The following is a 17,647-nucleotide window of genomic DNA, read 5'->3' as shown; positions in this document are numbered from 1 at the left end:
GAGCGGCCCGCTATTGCCCGACCGCCGGCAGCGGCCCGGTACCGTTGAACTTGCCCGCCTGGTAATCGCGGATGGCCTCGCCGATTTCCTCGCGGGTGTTCATCACGAAGGGCCCGTGGGCAACCACCGGCTCGCCGATCGGATCGGCATGGCCGAACAGCAGCACCGCATCCTCCCCGGCGTCCTGCGGGACCGCCAGCGCGACATGGTCGCCGTCCGCCGCCATGGTGGCCAGATGCCACGCCGCCACGTCCGCGCCGCCGACTGTGGGGTGTCCGGACACGACATAGAGAAACACGCTGCGTCCTTGCGGGGCGGGCAGGTCGATCCGCGCGCCGGCCGAGAGCCGCAGGGTCGACATGAACACCCCGGTCAGCGACGGGATCGGCCCGGTCACACCCGCAAACGTGCCGGCGATGAGGTTCAGCGTGCCCTGTCCGTCCGCCACCGGGATCGCGGGAATGGCATCGGCCTGGACACCGGTGTAGCGCGGCGCCGTCATCTTGAGAGCAGCGGGCAGATTGACCCAGAGCTGGAGGATTTCCAGCCCCCCGCCCGCCTGCTTGAACGCGGGCGGCGAGACTTCGGCATGGATCAGGCCGGAGCCTGCGGTCATCCACTGCACGCCGCCCGCCTCGATCACGTTCTCGTGGCCGCCGCTGTCGTAATGGGCAAGGCTTCCCTCGAGAATGAACGTCACCGTCTCGAAACCGCGATGGGGATGCGGGCCGAACGGCAGGCCGTTGTTGCCCGGCGGATAGGTCTGCGGGCCGTGGTGGTTGAGGAACAGGAAGGGATCGACCTGATCGAGTCCCGGCCCCGGCACCGGCCTGCGGGTAACGAGGTCGGCGATATCGTCGCGCAAAGCGGGGTGGATCCCGGCGAGGGAGCGGCTGGGCATCGAGGTTCCTTGTTGGCGGCACGGGGGACGGGGAGGGGGAAAGGCCGCGCCGGCACGGCGGTCACCCCGCGATGTCGCCCCGCAAGGCCGGGATGGCAAGTGCGTTTTTCCGGGACCTCGGTTCAGAAAAGGCCGTCGTCGAAAAGCCCGTCGTCGAAAAGCCCGTCGTCGAAGAGGCCATCATCGCAAGATCCGCCGTTGTCGGATCCGGCCCCTGGGAGAGCCGTAGCGCCAACCGGCGCGGCGAGCGGCGTCATCCCCGGAAGCAGGAAGCCGTCGTGGACAAGACGTTCGTCGGCCATCGTGTAGCTGCGACCGATGGCGATGAGCAGCTCGCGGAGCGCCGCCTCCTCACCCGGCGCCGCCCCGCCATCCCCGTCGCCAACCCCGTCGCCGCAAGGCGACACGCCATCCCCGTCACCCCAAGGCGACACGCCATTTTCGCCGCCGCAAGGCGCCAGTTGCATGACGGCATCGCCGATCGTCTCGCCGATCGCGATCGCCTCGTCGAGCAGTGCCGAAGCGCGCTCGAGCATGCCGGTCACCCCGTGCGAGCGGCGGCCGATGTCGGTCATCGCCGTCTCGGTGCGGTCGGCGCAGTCATGGATCGCCGCCAGCGAGCGGGTCAGCCCGAGGCCGCCACCGACCTCTCCCTCGGCCTGCATGCGCATGCGCACCGAGACTTCGCCCAGCATGCCTTCGGCCCGGTCGATCTCGCGGATCACCGCATCGAACTGGTCCGACTGGCTGCGGATCTCGGCAGCTATGACATTGACCGGGCGGCCGATGACTTCGACCTTGCGGCATCGCAGGCCGATGTTGATCGCCATCTGCCGCACGTCGAGGCTGAGTTCGCGGATCGTCTTCACCCGCGCGGTGACGTCGCTGACGGTAAGCGCGATGACCTCCAGCGTGGCTTCGGCCTGCGCGTCGGCGCGCTGCAGCTGGTCGACCATGCCCGCCGCATCGGCAATGCCCTGTTCCAGCCGGTGAAGGAACACCGCGCCGTCGCCGCCCTCGCCCGCGCTTGACGCCCGCAGCGCGATCAGGCCCTCGGCATCCTTGCGCAGCGCGTGGAGCGCCAGTGCCAGCGCCGCCGCATCGCGCCGGTATTCATCCGAGGCTTCCAGCGCCAGCGCCGCGAGCAGCCGCCGGACATGCTGCCGCGCGCCCGCGCCGGGCAGCGTGCCCGCGGCCTGCGCCGCCTCCAGCAACCGGGCCCCCGTCACCACGTGTTCGAGCCGCTGGCGCGCCCGGTCGCCGACCTGGATCGCGCCCAGCGCGGCGCCGAGTTCCCCCTGGATCGAGCGCGCCAGCGTGCCGGTCGCCTGCGCCAGTCGCACCAGCCCGGCCTGATGGCCGCGCAGCGCCTCGGCATCGCCGATCAGCCGGTCGGGCACTTGCGGCAGGACCTTGCGGCACTCCGCCTCGAGCAGCGCGTCGTTGTGCAGCATGCAATCCATGCTGCTGGCAAGATCCGCCAGCCTTGCCGCAAACCCCTTGGCCTCCTCCTCGCCGATCTTGAGCTTCTCGCCCATGCGGTTGGCAAAGTCGACAAAGGCCTCGGCGCCGGAAGCGGCGATCTTGACGTTCATGCCGTAGATCTGGAGCACCCTGAGCGCGCGCTGCACTTCGCTGACGCTGCGCGCCAGGTGGCGCGAGGCCTGGCGGATCGCATCGGCCTCGCCGCCGCGCCGGGCGGCCTGGGCGGAAACGCCCGAAAGCCGCTGCGCCGCCTCGGTCAGATCGTTCACCGCGCCGGCCGCCTCGCCCTGCTCGAACATGCCGGCAACGGCCTGCAGCGCGGCAACGATCCGCTCGATGGCATCGACCGCGGCGCAAAGGCACTCGCTCGTCTCGTTGAATCGCGCATCGAGATCGCGGGCGATGCCCGCCAGCCGTCCGCCCGCCTCGACCAGCTGCGGATCCCCGGCCAGTTCACGGGCGGTCTCATCGGCCGGATCATCGGGCCGATGATCTGCCGGATCATCTGCCCGATGATCTGATGGCGCGTCCTGCGGCGCTGCCGCCAGTTCGTCGTGGGGATCGTCGGCCCAATGGTCGGCCCAATGGTCGCTCCGGTCGCCGGTTCCAGCTGCCGCTGCCTCGCCGGTGCCGCCCACGGCAGGATCACCGGGCGGATCGCAGCCTGAATCCGGGGCCGAATCCGGGTCCGAATCCGGGGCCGGGTCCGAATCCGGCTCCAGCTCCGGGCCTGCCCGTTCGAACGCGGCGGCGGGCATGGCCTCCATCCCTCAGCGTTCCGCCGCGTGCAGCATCTCGCGGGCGATCCCGCCCAGCGTCACCACCCGGTCCGCAGCGCCCCGCGCGATCGCCTCCTTGGGCATGCCGAAGACGATCGAGCTGGCCTCGTCCTGGGCGATCGTGCGGGCGCCTGCCTCCTTCATCTCGAGCAGACCGCGCGCGCCGTCGTCGCCCATGCCGGTCATGATCACGCCCACCGCATTGGCGCCCGCCGAACGCGCCGCCGAGCGGAACAGCACGTCGACCGAGGGCCGATGGCGGGAGACCAGCGGCCCGTCGCGCACCGAGACCAGATAGCGCGCGCCCTGCCGCTCCAGCATCGTGTGCTTGCCCCCCGGCGCGATCAGCACATGGCCGCGCATGACGGTATCGCCATCCTCGGCCTCCTTCACGCTCACTTCGCACAGGCTGTCGAGCCTGCGGGCAAAGGCGCGGGTGAAATGCTCGGGCATGTGCTGGACGATGACGATGCCCGGGGCATTGGCGGGCAGCACCTCGAGCACTTCGCGCAGTGCCTCGGTGCCGCCGGTCGAGGCGCCGATGCAGACCACCATCTCGGTCGTGCGGCTCATCGCCCGGCCGCTGGGCGGCGGCAGCACCGCGTCGGCGGTCAGCTTGGCCTGCGGTTCGAGCGGGCGGACCGCCGGGCGGCGCCCCTGCACCCGCGCACGGGCGGCGCCCTTCACCACCTCGCGGATCATGTCGCGCGCCTCGTTGAGATGATCGGCCACCCCCATGCGCGGCTTGAGGATGACGTCGACCGCCCCCGCCTCCAGCGCCTGCATGAGCGTCTCGGAACCTTCCTCGGTGAGCGAGGAACACATGACCACCGGCACCGGGCACTGGCTCATCAGCTTGCGCAGGAAGGTGATGCCGTCCATCCGCGGCATCTCGACGTCGAGGGTGATGACGTCGGGCACCTCGCTCTGGATGCAGCGGGCGGCGGCAAAGGGATCGGCGGCGGTGGCGATCACCTCGATCCCGGGGTCCTCCTCGAGGATCGCCTTCATGGTCTGGCGCACGGTGGCGCTGTCATCGACAATCAGCACGCGGGTCTTGTGGGCGCCCATGGGTCTATTTCCTCTGGAAGACAGTGCCGCCGACCGGCTCCAGGCAATGGCGGAAACCGCTGATCGATTCCGAATGACCGAGGAACAGGTAGCCGCCCGGCTGGAGCTGGTCGCAGAGCCGGGTGACGACCGCCTCCTGGGTGGGCTTGTCGAAATAGATCAGCACGTTGCGGCAGAATATCACGTCGAACGGCTCGCCCAGCGGATAGAGCCGGTCGATCAGGTTGAGGCGGCCGAAGCCGATCTTGCGGCGCAGCTCGGCCGCGATGCGCACTTCGCCGCGCTCCGGGTCCCTGGGCTCCAGCACATAGCGGCGGCGCAAATGGAGCGGCACCGGCTCCACCATCTCGCGCGGATAGACGCCCCGGATCGCGGCCGCCAGCACGTCGGTGTCGAGGTCGGTCGCCACGATCCGGTAGTCCGGCCCGCCGCGCCGCTCGGAAAATTCGTCGAGCAGCATCGCCAGGGTATAAGGCTCGGCACCGATCGAGCAGGCCGCGCTCCAGCAGCGGATCGTCCGGCGCCCTTCCTCCAGATAGGCGGGCAGCACGCTGTCGACGAGGAAATCGAAATGGCGCGGCTCCCGGAAGAAGTCGGTCTTGTTGGTGGTCACCGCATTGATGAGGTGCTCCAGTTCATGGGGGCCGACGGCGGGGTCGAGGATAAAGGCGCAGTAATCCCTGAGGCTGGCATGGCCGGTGCTGCGCGCGCGGCGGCGCAGCCGGCCTTCCAGCATCGTCTGCTTGGAGGACTGCAGGTTGATCCCCGCCTCGGCATGGATGAGCGCGGCAAGCGCCTCGAACTGGGCGGGATCGATCCGGTCGGGACAGTCCGGCGGTTCGAAAAAGACGGACGCCAGCTCGCTCATGCCGCGCGGCCGAAGTCGCCATCCTCGTCATCCGCCCCCCCGGACGTGAGATCGAGCGCAAAGCCGCGCACCCGCTCCTGCTGGTGGGCGACCGATCCGGGGCGGGGCTTGCGGGGGGCGGCAGTCACGCGCTTGCCGCCGTCCTTGGTCGTCACCTTGGCCGCCCCGCCGCCATGGGCCGCGCGGCGCGCCGGGGCGGCCGGCGCGGGGCTGCGCGGGGCTGCGATGCGGGCGCCGTCCTCGTCGGCAAGGCGGAAAAAGGTGATCGACTGCTGCAGTTCCTCGGCCTGCGAGGCAAGCGCCTCGGAGGTCGAGGAAATCAGTTCGGAGGCGCTCGCGTTCTGCTGGGTCACCTTGTCGAGCTGCTGGATCGCCTCGTTGATCTGGGCCGCGCCGATGTCCTGCTCGCGGCAGGCGGCGCTGATCTCGCTGACCAGTTCGGCGGTGCGGCGGATGTCGGGCACCAGCTTGCCCAGCATCTCGCCCGCCTCGGCCGCCGCCTTGACGGTGTCGGAGGAGACCGCGACGATCTCCGCCGCCGCGCTCTGGCTGCGTTCGGCGAGCTTGCGCACTTCCGAGGCGACCACCGCGAAGCCCTTGCCGTGCTCGCCCGCACGCGCCGCCTCGACCGCCGCGTTGAGCGCCAGCAGGTCGGTCTGGCGGGCGATTTCCTGGACGATGGAGATCTTCTCGGCGATCGTGCGCATGGCATCGACCGCCTTGTCCACCGCCACGCCCGACAGCTCGGCATCCTTCGAGGACTGCCGCGCGATCTTTTCGGTCTGCGCGGCATTGTCGGCGTTCTGCTTGATGTTGGCGGCCATCTCTTCCATCGAGGCGGAGGCTTCCTCGGCCGAGGCGGCCTGCTCGGTGGCACCTTCGGACAGCTGCTGCGAACTGGTCGCCATCTGGTTGCTGCCCTGCGCCACCTGCCCCGCCGCCACCCCGACATTGCCCGCAAACGTGCGCAAGTTGGCGACCAGCGCATTGATCGAATTCTTCATGTTCTGGTGATCGCCCTGGCAGGCGATCTCGACCTGTTCGACCAGGCTGCCGGTGCTGACTTCGCCCAGCACCCGGTTGCCTTCCTCGATCGGCAGCAGGATCGCATCGAGCATGCCGTTGATGCCCGCGACCAGCGCGCCGAAATCGCCGACAAAGCGCCGGTCGTCACCGCGCTCGTCAAGCTGGCCGGCGGTCGCGGCGGCGATCAGGCGGCGGATCTCCTCGGTGATCGCCCGCAGGTTGCCGCGCAGCGTCTCGATGGTCTCGTTGATGAAGGCCTTCTTGCCGGGGAACGCCTCCAGATCGGCGTCGAAATCCCCTTCGCCGAACGCCTTCACGCAGGCCATCGCCTTTTTCTTCACCTCGATGTGGCCGGCCACCATCTTGTTGATGCCGTCCGCCACCACCCCGAAATCGCCCTTGAACCGCTCGACCGGGACAATCACGTCGATGTCGCCGCGATAGTGCTCGGCCGACATGTGGTTCATCTCGAAGATCAGCCCGGTGAGATTGTCGCGCAGCGTCTCGATCGTATCGTTGATGAACGCCTTCTTGCCGGGGAATACCTCCAGCGGGGCCGAGAAATCCCCTTCGCTGAAGGACTTCACGCAGGCCATCGCCTTCTTCTTGACGCTGATATGCCCCGCCACCATCGCGTTGATCGCCTCGGCCATGGCCGCATAGTGGCCGCCGAACTCCTGCACCGCGATGACCACGTCGATGTCGCCGCGATCATGCTCGGCCGACATCGTGGCGATGGCCGCCGAAAGCCCCGAGACCGGCCGCGCGGCGCTGTCCAGCAGGCGATTGACGGAGGCAAGAACCTCGCGCGTGCCGCCCGCATAGGCATCGCAGTCGGCGCGCTCGGCAATCTCGCCGCGCGCCAGCGCCGCTTCGAGCCGGGCGATCTCGGCCTGGACGATCCGGGAAGAAGGAGGAGAAAACCAGCTCAGCGACATGGGGCGACCTTTCGGCTTGGGTAACGGGAACGGGAAACGGCGGCGGCTATCCGGCCGCCCTGCGCAGGGACGGGGGAACGGCGGCAACATCCTCGGCCGTGAAGATCCGGCCGACGTCGACCATGACCACAAAACCGTCCTCGCGGCGCACCACGCCGGTGATGTAGTCGCAGTTCCAGCGCACGCCGATGTCGGGCGCCGCCTCGATGCGGGCGCGCTCGTAGCTGCTGACGTCGAGCACCCGGTCGATCACCACGCCCAGCGTCAGCAGGCGCTGCTCCAGCGGCACGTCGAGGATGAGGATGCGCGTCGCCAATGTCGGCTCCGCCTGCGCCATGCCCAGCCGCAGCCGCAAGTCGACCGTCGGCACCCCCTGCCCGCGCACGTCGGTGAGGCCGAGGAAATGGTGCGGGCCATTGGGCACGTGGCAGGGCGGGCGGTAGTCGAGGATCTCGCGCACCAGCGCCACCGGCACCGCAAAGACTTCCTTGCCGAGCCCGAACTCCACCACCTGCACTTCGGCGCCGGGCGTCGCGCCGCCCATCGCGCTCGCAGCTCCGGTCTCCGCCTCCGGCCTGGCCAGATCATCCCCGCTCATGCCGCCCGCCCGAAGTCCGCATCCTCGGCATCGGCGGCGCCGTCGGTGAGGTTGAGTGCGAAACCGGCTACACGTTCCTGCTGGTCGGCAATCGAATTGCGCTTGGGCGTCCTGGCGACAGGGCGCGTCCGCGCCCGTGACGGCGCACCGGCCGGAGCGGACACCGCCTTGCCGCGCGCGGGGGCCGAGGCCGCGCGCGTCCGCTGGCCACCGATCTCGAAAAAGGCGATCGCGTTCTGGAGTTCCTCGGCCTGCGAGGCCAGTTGCTCGGACGTCGAGGAAATCTCGTCGGAAGCGCTGGCGTTGAGCTGCGTCACCTTGTCGAGCTGCTGGATCGCCTCGTTGATCTGCGCCGCGCCGATGTCCTGTTCGCGGCAGGCGGCGCTGATCTCGCAGACCAGTTCGGCGGTGCGGCGAATGTCGGGCACCAGCTTGACCAGCATCTCGCCCGCCGCGGTCGCGGCCTTGAGGGTATCGCCCGAGACCGCGACGATTTCCGAGGCGGCCGTCTGGCTGCGTTCGGCGAGCTTGCGCACTTCGGAGGCGACCACCGCGAAGCCCTTGCCGTGCTCGCCCGCGCGCGCCGCCTCGACCGCGGCGTTGAGCGCCAGCAGGTCGGTCTGCCGGGCGATCTCCTGGACGATGCCGATCTTCTCGGCGATCGTGCGCATCGCCAGCACCGCGTTCTGCACCGCCTCGCCCGAAGCCTCCGCGTCCCGGGAGGACTGGCGCGCGATCTTCTCGGTCTGCGCGGCATTGTCGGCGTTCTGCTTGATGTTGGCGGCCATCTCTTCCATCGAGGCGGAAGCCTCCTCGGCCGAGGCCGCCTGCTCGGTGGCGCCCTGCGAGAGCTGCTCGGAACTTTCGGCCAGCTGGCGGCTGCCGATCGAGACGTTCTCCGCCGCCGCCGTGGTCCCGCCCACCACGCTGCGCAGCCGCTCGATCATGCTGAGCAGCGAGGTGCCCAGTTCGTCCCGCTCGGAGAGCTTCTCGTGTTCGACGGTGAGGTCGCCCTGGGCGATGCGATCGGCCACTTCGGCGGTCCTGCGCATGCTGTCGACCAGCAGGTTGATGGCGTCCTTCATGCGCTGGTGATCGCCGTGGCACGCGATCTCGATACGCTCGGCAAGATCGCCCGCGCTGAGCCGCCCCAGCACGCGGTTGCCCTCGGCGATCGGCAGCACGATGGCATCGAGCATGCCGTTGATGCCCGAGACCAGCCGCGCATAGTCGCCCACGAAACGCCCGGCATCGCCGCGCTCTTCCAGCCGTCCGGCCGTGGAAGCCGCGATCAGGCGCTGGATCTCCTCGGTGATCTCGCGCAGGTTCCCGCGCAGGGTCTCGATGGTCTCGTTGATGAAGGCCTTCTTGCCCGGGAACGCCTCCAGCGGGGCGGAGAAATCCCCCTCGCCGAACGCCTTCACGCAGGCCATCGCCTTTTTTTTCACCGCGATGTGGCCCGCCACCATGGCATTGATGCCGCCCGCCATCACCGCAAAGTCGCCCCGGAACTTCTCCACCGGCACGACCACGTCGATATCGCCCCGGTCATGCTCGGCCGACATGTGGTTCATCGCCGCGATCAGCCCGACCAGATTGCCGCGCAGCGTCTCGATCGTCTCGTTGATGAAGGCCTTCTTGCCGGGGAACGGCTCGAGCACCGCCTCGAAGTTGCCCTCGCCGAATTCCCTGACGCAGGCCATCGCCTTCTTCTTCACCGCGATGTGGCCCGCCACCATGGCATTGATGCCGCCCGCCATCACCGCAAAGTCGCCCCGGAACTTCTCCACCGGCACGACCACATCGATATCGCCCCGGTCATGCTCGGCCGACATGTGGTTCATCGCCGCGATCAGCCCGACCAGATTGCCGCGCAGCGTCTCGATCGTCTCGTTGATGAAGGCCTTCTTTCCCGGGAACGGCTCGAGCACCGCCTCGAAGTTGCCCTCGCCGAATTCCCTGACGCAGGCCATCGCCTTCTTCTTCACCGCGATATGGCCCGCCACCATCGTGTTCACCGCCTGCGCCATCGCCGCGAGATCGCCGTTGAAGCCGCTGACCGGGATGACCACGTCGATGTCGCCGCGGTCATGTTCGGCCGACATGCGCGTGATCCCTGTCGCCAGTTCGCCCACCGGCAGCAGCGCCGCATCGAGCAGCCGGTTGAACGCGGCGAACACCTCGGCGGTCTGGCGCGTGTGCCCGCCGGAATCGAGCCGCCGCGACAGGTCGCCGCGCGCAAAGGCGGCTTCGAGACGGGAGACTTCATCGAGGATCGCTTCGCTGGACGGCTTCGAGAAAAGGGTCAGTGGCATGGCGTTTCCCTGTGGTGGCTGCGGTCTCTGGGGCTTCGATCGGCCTGGATTGGGGGTCCGGTTCGGGGTCCGGTTACTCAGTGCTGGAGAGTGCTCGTCGTGGTGCCGGGTATGGCGCCGAAGATGTTCGCAAGGTCGGGGATGACAACAACCTCCTCGGCCAGCCGCACCAGTTCGCGCACGTACTGGCGGCGCCAGCGCATCCCCAGCACCGGCGGCTCCGAACTGCGGGAGCGTTCGAGGATCGTCACTTCGTGGACCTTGTCGGTGCGCAGGCCGATCTGCGTTGCCTCGCCGTCCAGCTCGGTCTCGATCACGACGATGCGGTTGTCGGCCGTCGCCTCCTGGATCGGCATGCCGAAAGCGACCCTGAGGTCGGCGATGGGAATGATCTTGCCGCGGAAGTTGACGACGCTGGCGACCAGCGCCGCCGCCCCCGGCACCCGCGTCTCGGGCAGCAGATCGAGGATCTCGCGGATGCTTACCGCCTCGATCGCCAGTCGCTCGTCGCCGATGTCGAAGGTCAGCACTTCCAGCTGGCCGCTGGCATCCCATTCGGTGGTGGATCGTTCGCTCATGGCCCTCACCCGGCGGCGCGCAGCCGCTCCTCCTGCTGCTGGCCCAGCGCGACCAGTTGGACGACATCGAGGATCAGCGCGACGCCGCCGTCTCCCAGGATCGTCGCGCCCGAGAAGCTGGGGATGCCCCGGTGCAGGCACGACATCGACTTGATAACCGTCTGGTGGCTGCCGATGATCTGGTCGACCACGAGGCCCACCCGCTCGCCGCCGGTGGCGATCACCACGATCTTCTGGAAGGCGTCGGGGCGGGTACCGGTATCGAACAGCTCGCGCAGCCGCAGGAACGGCACCAGCTGTTCGCGCAGCTGGATCATCGAGCGCCCGCGCGAGCGGATGTCGTCCTCGAGGCTGAGCTCGATGCATTCCTCGACCGCGGCCAGCGGGATCACGTACTTGCCCTCGCCCACCCGCACCAGCAGCCCCTCGATGATCGCCAGGGTCAGCGGGATGCGCAGCGTCATCACCGAGCCGCGCCCGGGCTGGCTGGTCACGTCGATGGTGCCGCGCAGCGCCTCGATGGTGCGCTTGACCACGTCCATGCCCACCCCGCGCCCGGAGAGGTTGGTGACCTGCGCGGCGGTGGAGAAACCGGGCTGGAAGATCAGTTGCAGCAGTTCGCCATCGGCCAGCACCTGCCCCGGCTGGATCAGCCCGTTCGCCTCGGCCTTGGCGCGCACCCGCTCGCGGTCGATGCCGCGCCCGTCGTCGGCGATGGTGATGAGCACTTCGCCGCCTGCCTGCTCGGCGGCCAGCCGCAGGCGGCCGCCGGCCGGCTTGCCGGCGGCAAGGCGCTCCTCGGGCGGTTCGAGGCCGTGGTCGCAGGAATTGCGGATGAGATGGACGATCGGATCGGCGAGGCGCTCCGACACGGTCTTGTCGATCTCGGTGCTCTCGCCGTCGGTGACCAGTTCGATCACCTTGCCCGTCTCGCGCGCGAGGTCGTGGACAAGGCGGCGGAACCGCCCGAACAGCGTGGCGATCGGCACCATGCGCAGGACCATCGTAGTATCGCGCAGTTCATTCGCCAGCCGCTCGACTTCCTCCGAGATCGAGCGCAGCGCCAGTTCGCCCGCCGGGCCGTTGATGCCGCCGCTGGCAAGCTGGGCAAGGCGGCTCTGGACAATCACAAGTTCGCCGACGCGGTCCATCAGCACGTCGAGCCGCTCGGCCGGAACACGCACGCTTTCGCCCGTCGCCCTGGGCGCCCGCGCCGGGCCGGGCTCGGCCGGTGTCTCGGCGGCGGGTGGGGGAGGCGCCGGCGCCGCAGGCCCGGCGGCAGGCCCGGCGGCAGAACTCTCCGCCGCCCCGGGCTCCGCCTCCACCGGCGCGGCGGCGGTCAGCGGTTCGAGGCGCAAGTCCATGTCGTCCATCACGAAGATGAAGACATCCTCGATCGCCTCGCGCGTCGCCGGCCCGCGCAAGGTCACCTCCCAGCCGAGATGGCACTCCTGCGCCTCCAGGACATCGAGCGGCGGGATCGCGCCGGTCCGGGCAACAACCTCGGCCTCGCCAAGATCGCGCAGTTCGTCGAGCAGGATCAGCGGGTTGGTGCCATTGGCCATGGCATCGGCGGGCAAGCGGAAAGTGATGCGCCAGCCGCCTTGCGCTTCCCCGGCCCCGGCACCGGCACCGGCACCGGCATCGCCGCCGTCGCTGCTGCCGGTCGCGGCATCGCGGGCTGGCGCAGGAGGCGGTACGGCGGTGTCGCCGATCGCCGCATGAAGCTGCGCCAGGATCGCCTCTCCCGCCGCCGCGATGCCCGCCCCCGATGCTTGCCCCTGCACTTCGACCAGCGCGCGCATGTGGTCCATCGCCGAGAGCGTGACGGCCACCAGCTCCTGCGTCGCCGGGGCCAGTCCCTTGCGCACGCGGTCGAAGGCGGTCTCGCAGTGGTGGGTAAAGGCCGCGAGGGCATCGAAGCCGAACATCGCCCCCGAGCCCTTGAGCGTGTGCATGCCGCGAAAGACGGTGTCGATCAGCTCGCGGCTGCCGAGGTCATGGGTGAGGTCGAGCAGCGCCTGCTCGGTGCCGTCGAGCAGGTCGGCCGCCTCGACGCGAAACGCCGCGACCGGATCCTGTCCTGCCCCCGCCCCGCTCACTGCCCCAGCACCTTGCGCACGACCCTCAGCAGGTTCTCCGGCTCGAACGGCTTGACCAGCCAGCCGGTCGCCCCGGCGGCACGGGCCTGCTGCTTGAGCCCTTCGTCGGATTCGGTGGTGAGGAAAATGATCGGCGTGCCCGCCTGGACCGGCAGCTTGCGGATCTCGCGGATCATCTCCAGCCCGTTCATGTTGGGCATGTTGAGATCGGTGATGATGAGGTCGAACTTGGCATTGCCGGCACTGGCAAGCCCCTGCACCCCGTCGCCCGCCTCCTGGACCGTGTGCCCCGCCCCGGACAGCGCGATGCGGATCGCCATGCGGATGCTGGAGGAATCGTCGACGGTGAGGATCGTGCTCATCGGCCCTGCTCCTCGCCCAGCCAGAACCCGCGGTCAGCCGGCGAAGGCGCGGTCAGGAAGCCGCCCCGGCGCAGCAATGCCTCCAGCGCTGCATTGACCGGGGCGCAAAGCGCGAAGCGGCGACCGCTGCGGGCGGCATGGACCCGCGCCGCCTCGACCAGCTGGATCAGGCTGAGATCCGCCTCGACCACGGCGGTGGCATCGAGTTCGACATCGCCATGCTCATCGAAGGCTGCAAGCAATGTCTCGCAGATCGTCTCGGCATTGCGGATGGTCGCAGATTCTCCAAGGGGAACAAGCATCTGCCCTCACCGGGAAAGGAATGGGATAGCCCTGCAATACCGATCAAGGGTGAGCATATCATTCGGCCCCGCTAGCGGGGTTTACGGGGATCACCGGCTGCGGTTTGCTGACGGATCAGCGCGCCGAGGTCGACCACGGTGTAGACATGCTCGCCCCGCGAGATCGTGCGCGCCAGCAGCCCCGCCGACCCTGCGCCCTGCTTCTGCTGCAGCATCTGCACGGGCGCGCGTTCCACCGAGATCAGCTCGTCGACCTCAAAACCCATGCGGCGATCGCCGTCGGACGAGATCACCGAGAACCCGCTTCCCGCCGCCGAGCGGCCATGGCCGATCAGCCCCGCCAGCGAGACCAGCGGAATCGCGTGCCCCCGGTGGGTGATCAGCGCCTGTCGCAGCCCCTGCCCGGCCAGCGCGATGCGGCGGGCGCTGTGCGGCAGGATCTCCTCGATCTGCTCCAACGGCAGAGCATGACGGGAACTGCCCAGCCGCACGATCAGGAACGGCCGGCTGGCCGCGTAGCCCCCGGATGCCGGTACGCCCTGCCGGGCGATACCGGCCGCTCTGGCCGCTTCGTCCGCTTCGGTTTCGCCCGCTTCCTCCAGGCCCGCGAGCGCCAGCAAGCCCGGCCATTGCCGCAAGGCCGCCGCATCGACGACCAGCCGCAGTACCCCGCCAGATTCGTGTACCCCGGCAAACAAGTCGCCATGGGCCAGCGCGCCGGGCTGGAGCGGCAGGATCTCGCTGGTGCGCAGCTGGATCATGTCGTGCACCGCATCGATGCGCAGCGCCATCAGGCGCTCTTCCGCCCCGACCCGCACGACCAGGCACGGCGCCATACCGCAAGGCTGCGCCTGGCCCAGCCCGAACAGCCGCAAGGTATCGACCACCGGGATCCGCCGCCCCTTGTGCTGCAGCATGCCGATCCACACCGGGTCCTGCACCGCGCAAGGCAGGATCGGCCGCTCGGGCACGGTCGCGTCGATCACCTCGGCCGCGAAGGCGAAGCCGTGCTCGCCGATGCTGACCAGGAGCTGCGGCTGTCCCTTGGCGATGCCGTCCGCCGCCGCCTGCATCGAGGAGCGCGCGCTCGGCATGCCCTCCAGCGCCGCCAGCGCCGCCGCATCGACGATCACCCCGCTGCCGAGCGCGGTGACAAAGGCCGCAGGCGTTGTCACCCCCTGCCCCGAACCGACGCGGCGCAGCGGCGTGATGCTGGAGGCATCCAGCCGCACCACGCCGCAGATCTCCGAGATCACGAGGCCGAAGACATGTCCGTCATGGCGCACGATCAGGATGACCGGCGGGCTCTCCTGCGCATCCTCCGAATCCTCCGCGTCAGCCGGGCCGGCCGCATCGGCAGGAGCGGGCGGCCCGCCGCCCTCCAGCTGCAGCAGCGCCCCGAGGTCAAGCACCGGCACCACCGAACCGCGCAAGTCGAAGCCGCCGCGCAGCTCCGGGCGGGCATGGGGCCAGGCCAGCAGTTCGGGCGGATGCGGCACGACCTCGCGGATGCTCTCGATCGCGAAGGCCGCCTTGAGCCGCCCGGCGCGGATGATCCCGTAGAGCCCCGGAACCGGCGGCCCGGTCACCGCTTCGGTCACCGCTTCGGCCGCCGTCGCGGGGCCTGCCGCCGCCTCCCGCCGCCGCCGGGACTTGCCCGCCGCGATCGCGTAAGTCCCGGCGGCGCGTGCCTCACTGCGGGCTGGCGGCATTCGTCAGCTTCTGGATCAGCGCGACGACCTCGTTCGAGACCTCGTGCTGCGTCTTGGCCGATCCGGCGATCGCCTCGATGGCATCGGCGGTCTGGTGCACCGAGTTCTCGATATCCTCGAAGGCATCCTTGGCTTCCTTCGAGCGCTCGGTGCCCTGGACGATGCAGCTCAGCGAATCCTCGATCAGGCGGCTGATGTCGCGCGCCGCCGTGCTGGAGCGCTCGGCCAGGCGGCGGACCTCGCCGGCCACCACCGAGAAGCCGACGCCGTGCTCGCCCGCCCGCGCGGCCTCGATCTCGGCATTGAAGGCCAGCAGGTTGGTCTGCCCGGCGATCTCGCTGATCACCTTGACGATCTCGGCGATGCCCGAGGCCGATTTCTGGATCAGCTCGATGGTCTCGATCGCCCGGCCCAGCGCGGTATTGCCCGCCGTGGCATCCAGCCGCGTCTTGCCCGCAAGGCCATGGGCCAGCTCGGTGGAACTGTTGATCGCGCAGATCGACCCGGTCAGCCGCCCGACCAGCCCGTCGAGATCCTTGGCCCGCTCGGAAATCTGCCGGTGCAGCATGACCTCGTCGGTCACGTCGTGGGCGTACTTGATGATCCGCTCCGGCTCGCCGCGCAGGTTCAGCACCGGATTGTAGGTGGCCTGGATGAAGATGTCCCGGTCATACTTGCCGACGCGGTGGAAGGTCCCCGAATGCGGCTCGCCCTTGTTGAGGATCAGCCAGAAATCGCGGTAGTCCTGGCTGCGGATATAGTCCGGGGCGCAGAACATCGAATGGTGCTGGCCCTTGATCTCGCGCAGGCTGTAGCCGGTGATGCGCAGGAAGTTGTCGTTGGCGGTGATGACCTTGCCGTCGAGATCGAACTCGATCACCGCCTGCGACTTGCTGATCGCCTCGATGCGCGAGCGGAAGTCGTTGGCAAGGCACTGCTGGTCGGTCACGTCGAGCGCGTACTTGATGACCTTGATCGGCTTGCCGTTGAGGTCGAATACCGGATTGTAGCTGGCGCTGATCCAGACATCCTGCCCCCGGCTGTTGATGCGCCGGTATTCGCCGGTATCGCATTCGCCGCGCGCCAGCTTCTCCCAGAACGCGGCATAGGCCTCGCTCTGGACATGGGCGGGGTCGCAGAAGATGCGGTGATGACGCCCGCGCACCTGATCCAGCGAATAGCCCATGAGCGCCAGGAAGTTGGCATTGGCGTCGAGAACGTTGCCCTTGAGGTCGAACTCCACCACCGCCTGCGCCCGGTCGATCGCGCGGGTGCGCCCTTCCAGCTCGATCGTGCGCTGGTTCTGCTCGGTGACGTCGGCGGCGAACTTGACGACCTTGATCGGCCGCCCGTCGAGCCCGAAGATCGGGTTGTAGGTGGCGGTGATCCACAGTTCGCGCCCGCCATTGGCCAGCCGCTTGAACTGGCCGCTGACAAACTCCCCGGCCCGCAGCTGGCGCCACAGGCTCTGGTACTCGTCGGTCTTGGCATAGGCCTCGTCGCAGAACATGCGGTGGTGCTGGCCGACGATGGCGGCGCTTTCGTATCCGAAGATCCGCAGGAAATTGTCGTTGGCCTTGAGCACCGTGCCCGTGAGGTCGAACTCGATGACGGCCTGCGCCCGGTCGATCGCGGCGGCATGGCCGCGCGCTTCCTGCGCCGCCATGCGCCGTTCGGTGACGTCGAGCGCGAGCTTGAGGACCTTGACCGGATTGCCGTCCTGGTCGAGCACCGGATTGTAGCTGGCCTCGACCCAGACCTCCGAGCCGTCCTTGCGCCGCCGCCGGTATTCGCCCTGGTCCAGCTCGCCGCGCCCCAGCCGCTCCCAGAACTGGCGATAGGCCGGGCTTGCGACGTAGTCGTCGTCGCAGAACAGGCGGTGGTGCTGGCCGACCAGGTCCTCGGCCTCGTACTGCATCAGGGCGAGGAAGTTCTCGTTGGCGGTCAGGATATTGCCCGCAAGGTCGAATTCGATGGTGGCGAAGCCGCGCCGCAGCGCCCGGCCGATCGAATCGGCGGCAGCCTTCTCGAACTCGCGCGCGGTCACGTCCTTGGCATAGACCAGCACCGAGAGCACATCGCCGCGCTCGTCGCGGGTCGGCACGTACGTCTCCTCAAGCGAGACGCGGGTCCCGTCACGGTGGGCAAAGGCGCGCAGGAACGTGGTTTCATCGGCGGCCAGCACCGCGCTCCAGACCGCCTCGGGCGCTGCCTCGCCGTGATCGTGGAGGGCCGAAAACGGCTGGCCGACCAGCTCCGCCTCATCCTTGCGGACATAATCGCAGAAGCGCGGATTGGCATGGAGCAGCACGCCGTCCGGCGAGAACTGGCAGATCGCGAAAGCATGGTTGATCGCATCGAAGCGATGTTCGAGCAGCGCGGTGTTGGCGGCGACCCGGGACAAGTCGCGATCGAAGGAATGGTCGGCCATGGAGTGCTTTCGCCAGCAGGAAACCTGCGCTGGCCATAAGCGCAAGATCCCCAAGGCACTCACAATCGCCATCCTGGGGAGAATACCTGAGCGGCCCCGTCCGCCGGGGACGGACGGGGCCGGATGCGTCAGGACCGGATGCGTCAGGACCGGATGCCTCAGGGCCGGATGCGTCGGAA

Annotated in this window: 13 protein-coding genes and 1 pseudogene; all 14 read right to left on the bottom strand. The window is 68.9% G+C overall.

Annotated features, from left to right (window positions below; translation table 11 throughout):
• Window positions 1-10: 10 nt before the first annotated feature.
• The 14 genes and pseudogenes from CA833_RS08300 to CA833_RS08240 all read right to left on the bottom strand — a co-directional run bounded on the left by CA833_RS08300 (window position 11) and on the right by CA833_RS08240 (window position 17,468).
• Window positions 11-901: a pirin family protein gene (locus tag CA833_RS08300; protein WP_207079776.1), complete on the bottom strand. Its 891-nt coding sequence runs from the start codon at window positions 899-901 to the stop codon at window positions 11-13.
• A 122-nt stretch (window positions 902-1,023) separates the two neighbouring features.
• Window positions 1,024-3,144, bottom strand: a complete 2,121-nt coding sequence (locus tag CA833_RS08295) for a hypothetical protein (protein WP_207079775.1) — start codon at window positions 3,142-3,144, stop codon at window positions 1,024-1,026.
• A gap of 12 nt (window positions 3,145-3,156) precedes the next feature.
• On the bottom strand, window positions 3,157-4,236 hold the full coding sequence (locus tag CA833_RS08290; RefSeq protein ID WP_207079774.1) for a chemotaxis response regulator protein-glutamate methylesterase: 1,080 nt from the start codon (window positions 4,234-4,236) through the stop codon (window positions 3,157-3,159).
• Between the two features lie 4 nt (window positions 4,237-4,240).
• Window positions 4,241-5,104: a protein-glutamate O-methyltransferase CheR gene (locus CA833_RS08285; RefSeq protein ID WP_142636039.1), complete on the bottom strand. Its 864-nt coding sequence runs from the start codon at window positions 5,102-5,104 to the stop codon at window positions 4,241-4,243.
• A complete protein-coding gene (locus tag CA833_RS08280; protein WP_207079773.1) occupies window positions 5,101-7,068 on the bottom strand; it encodes a methyl-accepting chemotaxis protein in 1,968 nt (655 codons plus the stop codon). Before CA833_RS08280 ends, CA833_RS08285 begins: the two co-directional genes overlap by 4 nt.
• A 46-nt stretch (window positions 7,069-7,114) precedes the next feature.
• A complete protein-coding gene (locus tag CA833_RS08275) occupies window positions 7,115-7,612 on the bottom strand; it encodes a chemotaxis protein CheW (protein WP_207080010.1) in 498 nt (165 codons plus the stop codon).
• Window positions 7,613-7,662: 50 nt separating this feature from the next.
• Window positions 7,663-9,552, bottom strand: coding sequence for a methyl-accepting chemotaxis protein (locus CA833_RS08270; protein WP_370584576.1), 1,890 nt, complete (start codon window positions 9,550-9,552; stop codon window positions 7,663-7,665).
• A 36-nt stretch (window positions 9,553-9,588) separates the two neighbouring features.
• Window positions 9,589-9,771, bottom strand: a pseudogene (locus CA833_RS27285) (methyl-accepting chemotaxis protein); the annotation flags it as partial.
• 287 nt (window positions 9,772-10,058) lie between these two features.
• On the bottom strand, window positions 10,059-10,559 hold the full coding sequence (locus tag CA833_RS08265) for a chemotaxis protein CheW (RefSeq protein ID WP_207079771.1): 501 nt from the start codon (window positions 10,557-10,559) through the stop codon (window positions 10,059-10,061).
• A gap of 5 nt (window positions 10,560-10,564) precedes the next feature.
• Window positions 10,565-12,661 carry a chemotaxis protein CheA gene (locus CA833_RS08260; RefSeq protein WP_207079770.1) on the bottom strand — a complete coding sequence of 699 codons (2,097 nt, stop codon included), beginning with the start codon at window positions 12,659-12,661 and terminating at the stop codon, window positions 10,565-10,567.
• Window positions 12,658-13,023: a response regulator gene (locus tag CA833_RS08255; RefSeq protein WP_142636047.1), complete on the bottom strand. Its 366-nt coding sequence runs from the start codon at window positions 13,021-13,023 to the stop codon at window positions 12,658-12,660. Before CA833_RS08255 ends, CA833_RS08260 begins: the two co-directional genes overlap by 4 nt.
• The gene (locus CA833_RS08250) at window positions 13,020-13,325 is read right to left on the bottom strand and encodes an STAS domain-containing protein (protein WP_207079769.1); all 306 of its coding nucleotides are present in this window, start codon (window positions 13,323-13,325) and stop codon (window positions 13,020-13,022) included. The genes CA833_RS08255 and CA833_RS08250 overlap by 4 nt, the downstream gene beginning before the upstream one ends.
• 71 nt (window positions 13,326-13,396) lie before the next feature.
• Window positions 13,397-15,037, bottom strand: coding sequence for a chemotaxis protein CheW (locus CA833_RS08245; protein WP_207079768.1), 1,641 nt, complete (start codon window positions 15,035-15,037; stop codon window positions 13,397-13,399).
• On the bottom strand, window positions 15,018-17,468 hold the full coding sequence (locus tag CA833_RS08240; protein ID WP_207079767.1) for a PAS domain-containing methyl-accepting chemotaxis protein: 2,451 nt from the start codon (window positions 17,466-17,468) through the stop codon (window positions 15,018-15,020). The genes CA833_RS08245 and CA833_RS08240 overlap by 20 nt, the downstream gene beginning before the upstream one ends.
• Window positions 17,469-17,647 lie beyond the last annotated feature (179 nt).

The sequence above is a fragment of the Novosphingobium sp. KA1 genome, from assembly GCF_017309955.1.
Classification (GTDB): domain Bacteria; phylum Pseudomonadota; class Alphaproteobacteria; order Sphingomonadales; family Sphingomonadaceae; genus Novosphingobium.
Note: the sequence above shows the minus strand (reverse complement) of the source record. Positions and strands in the feature narration are given on the sequence as shown.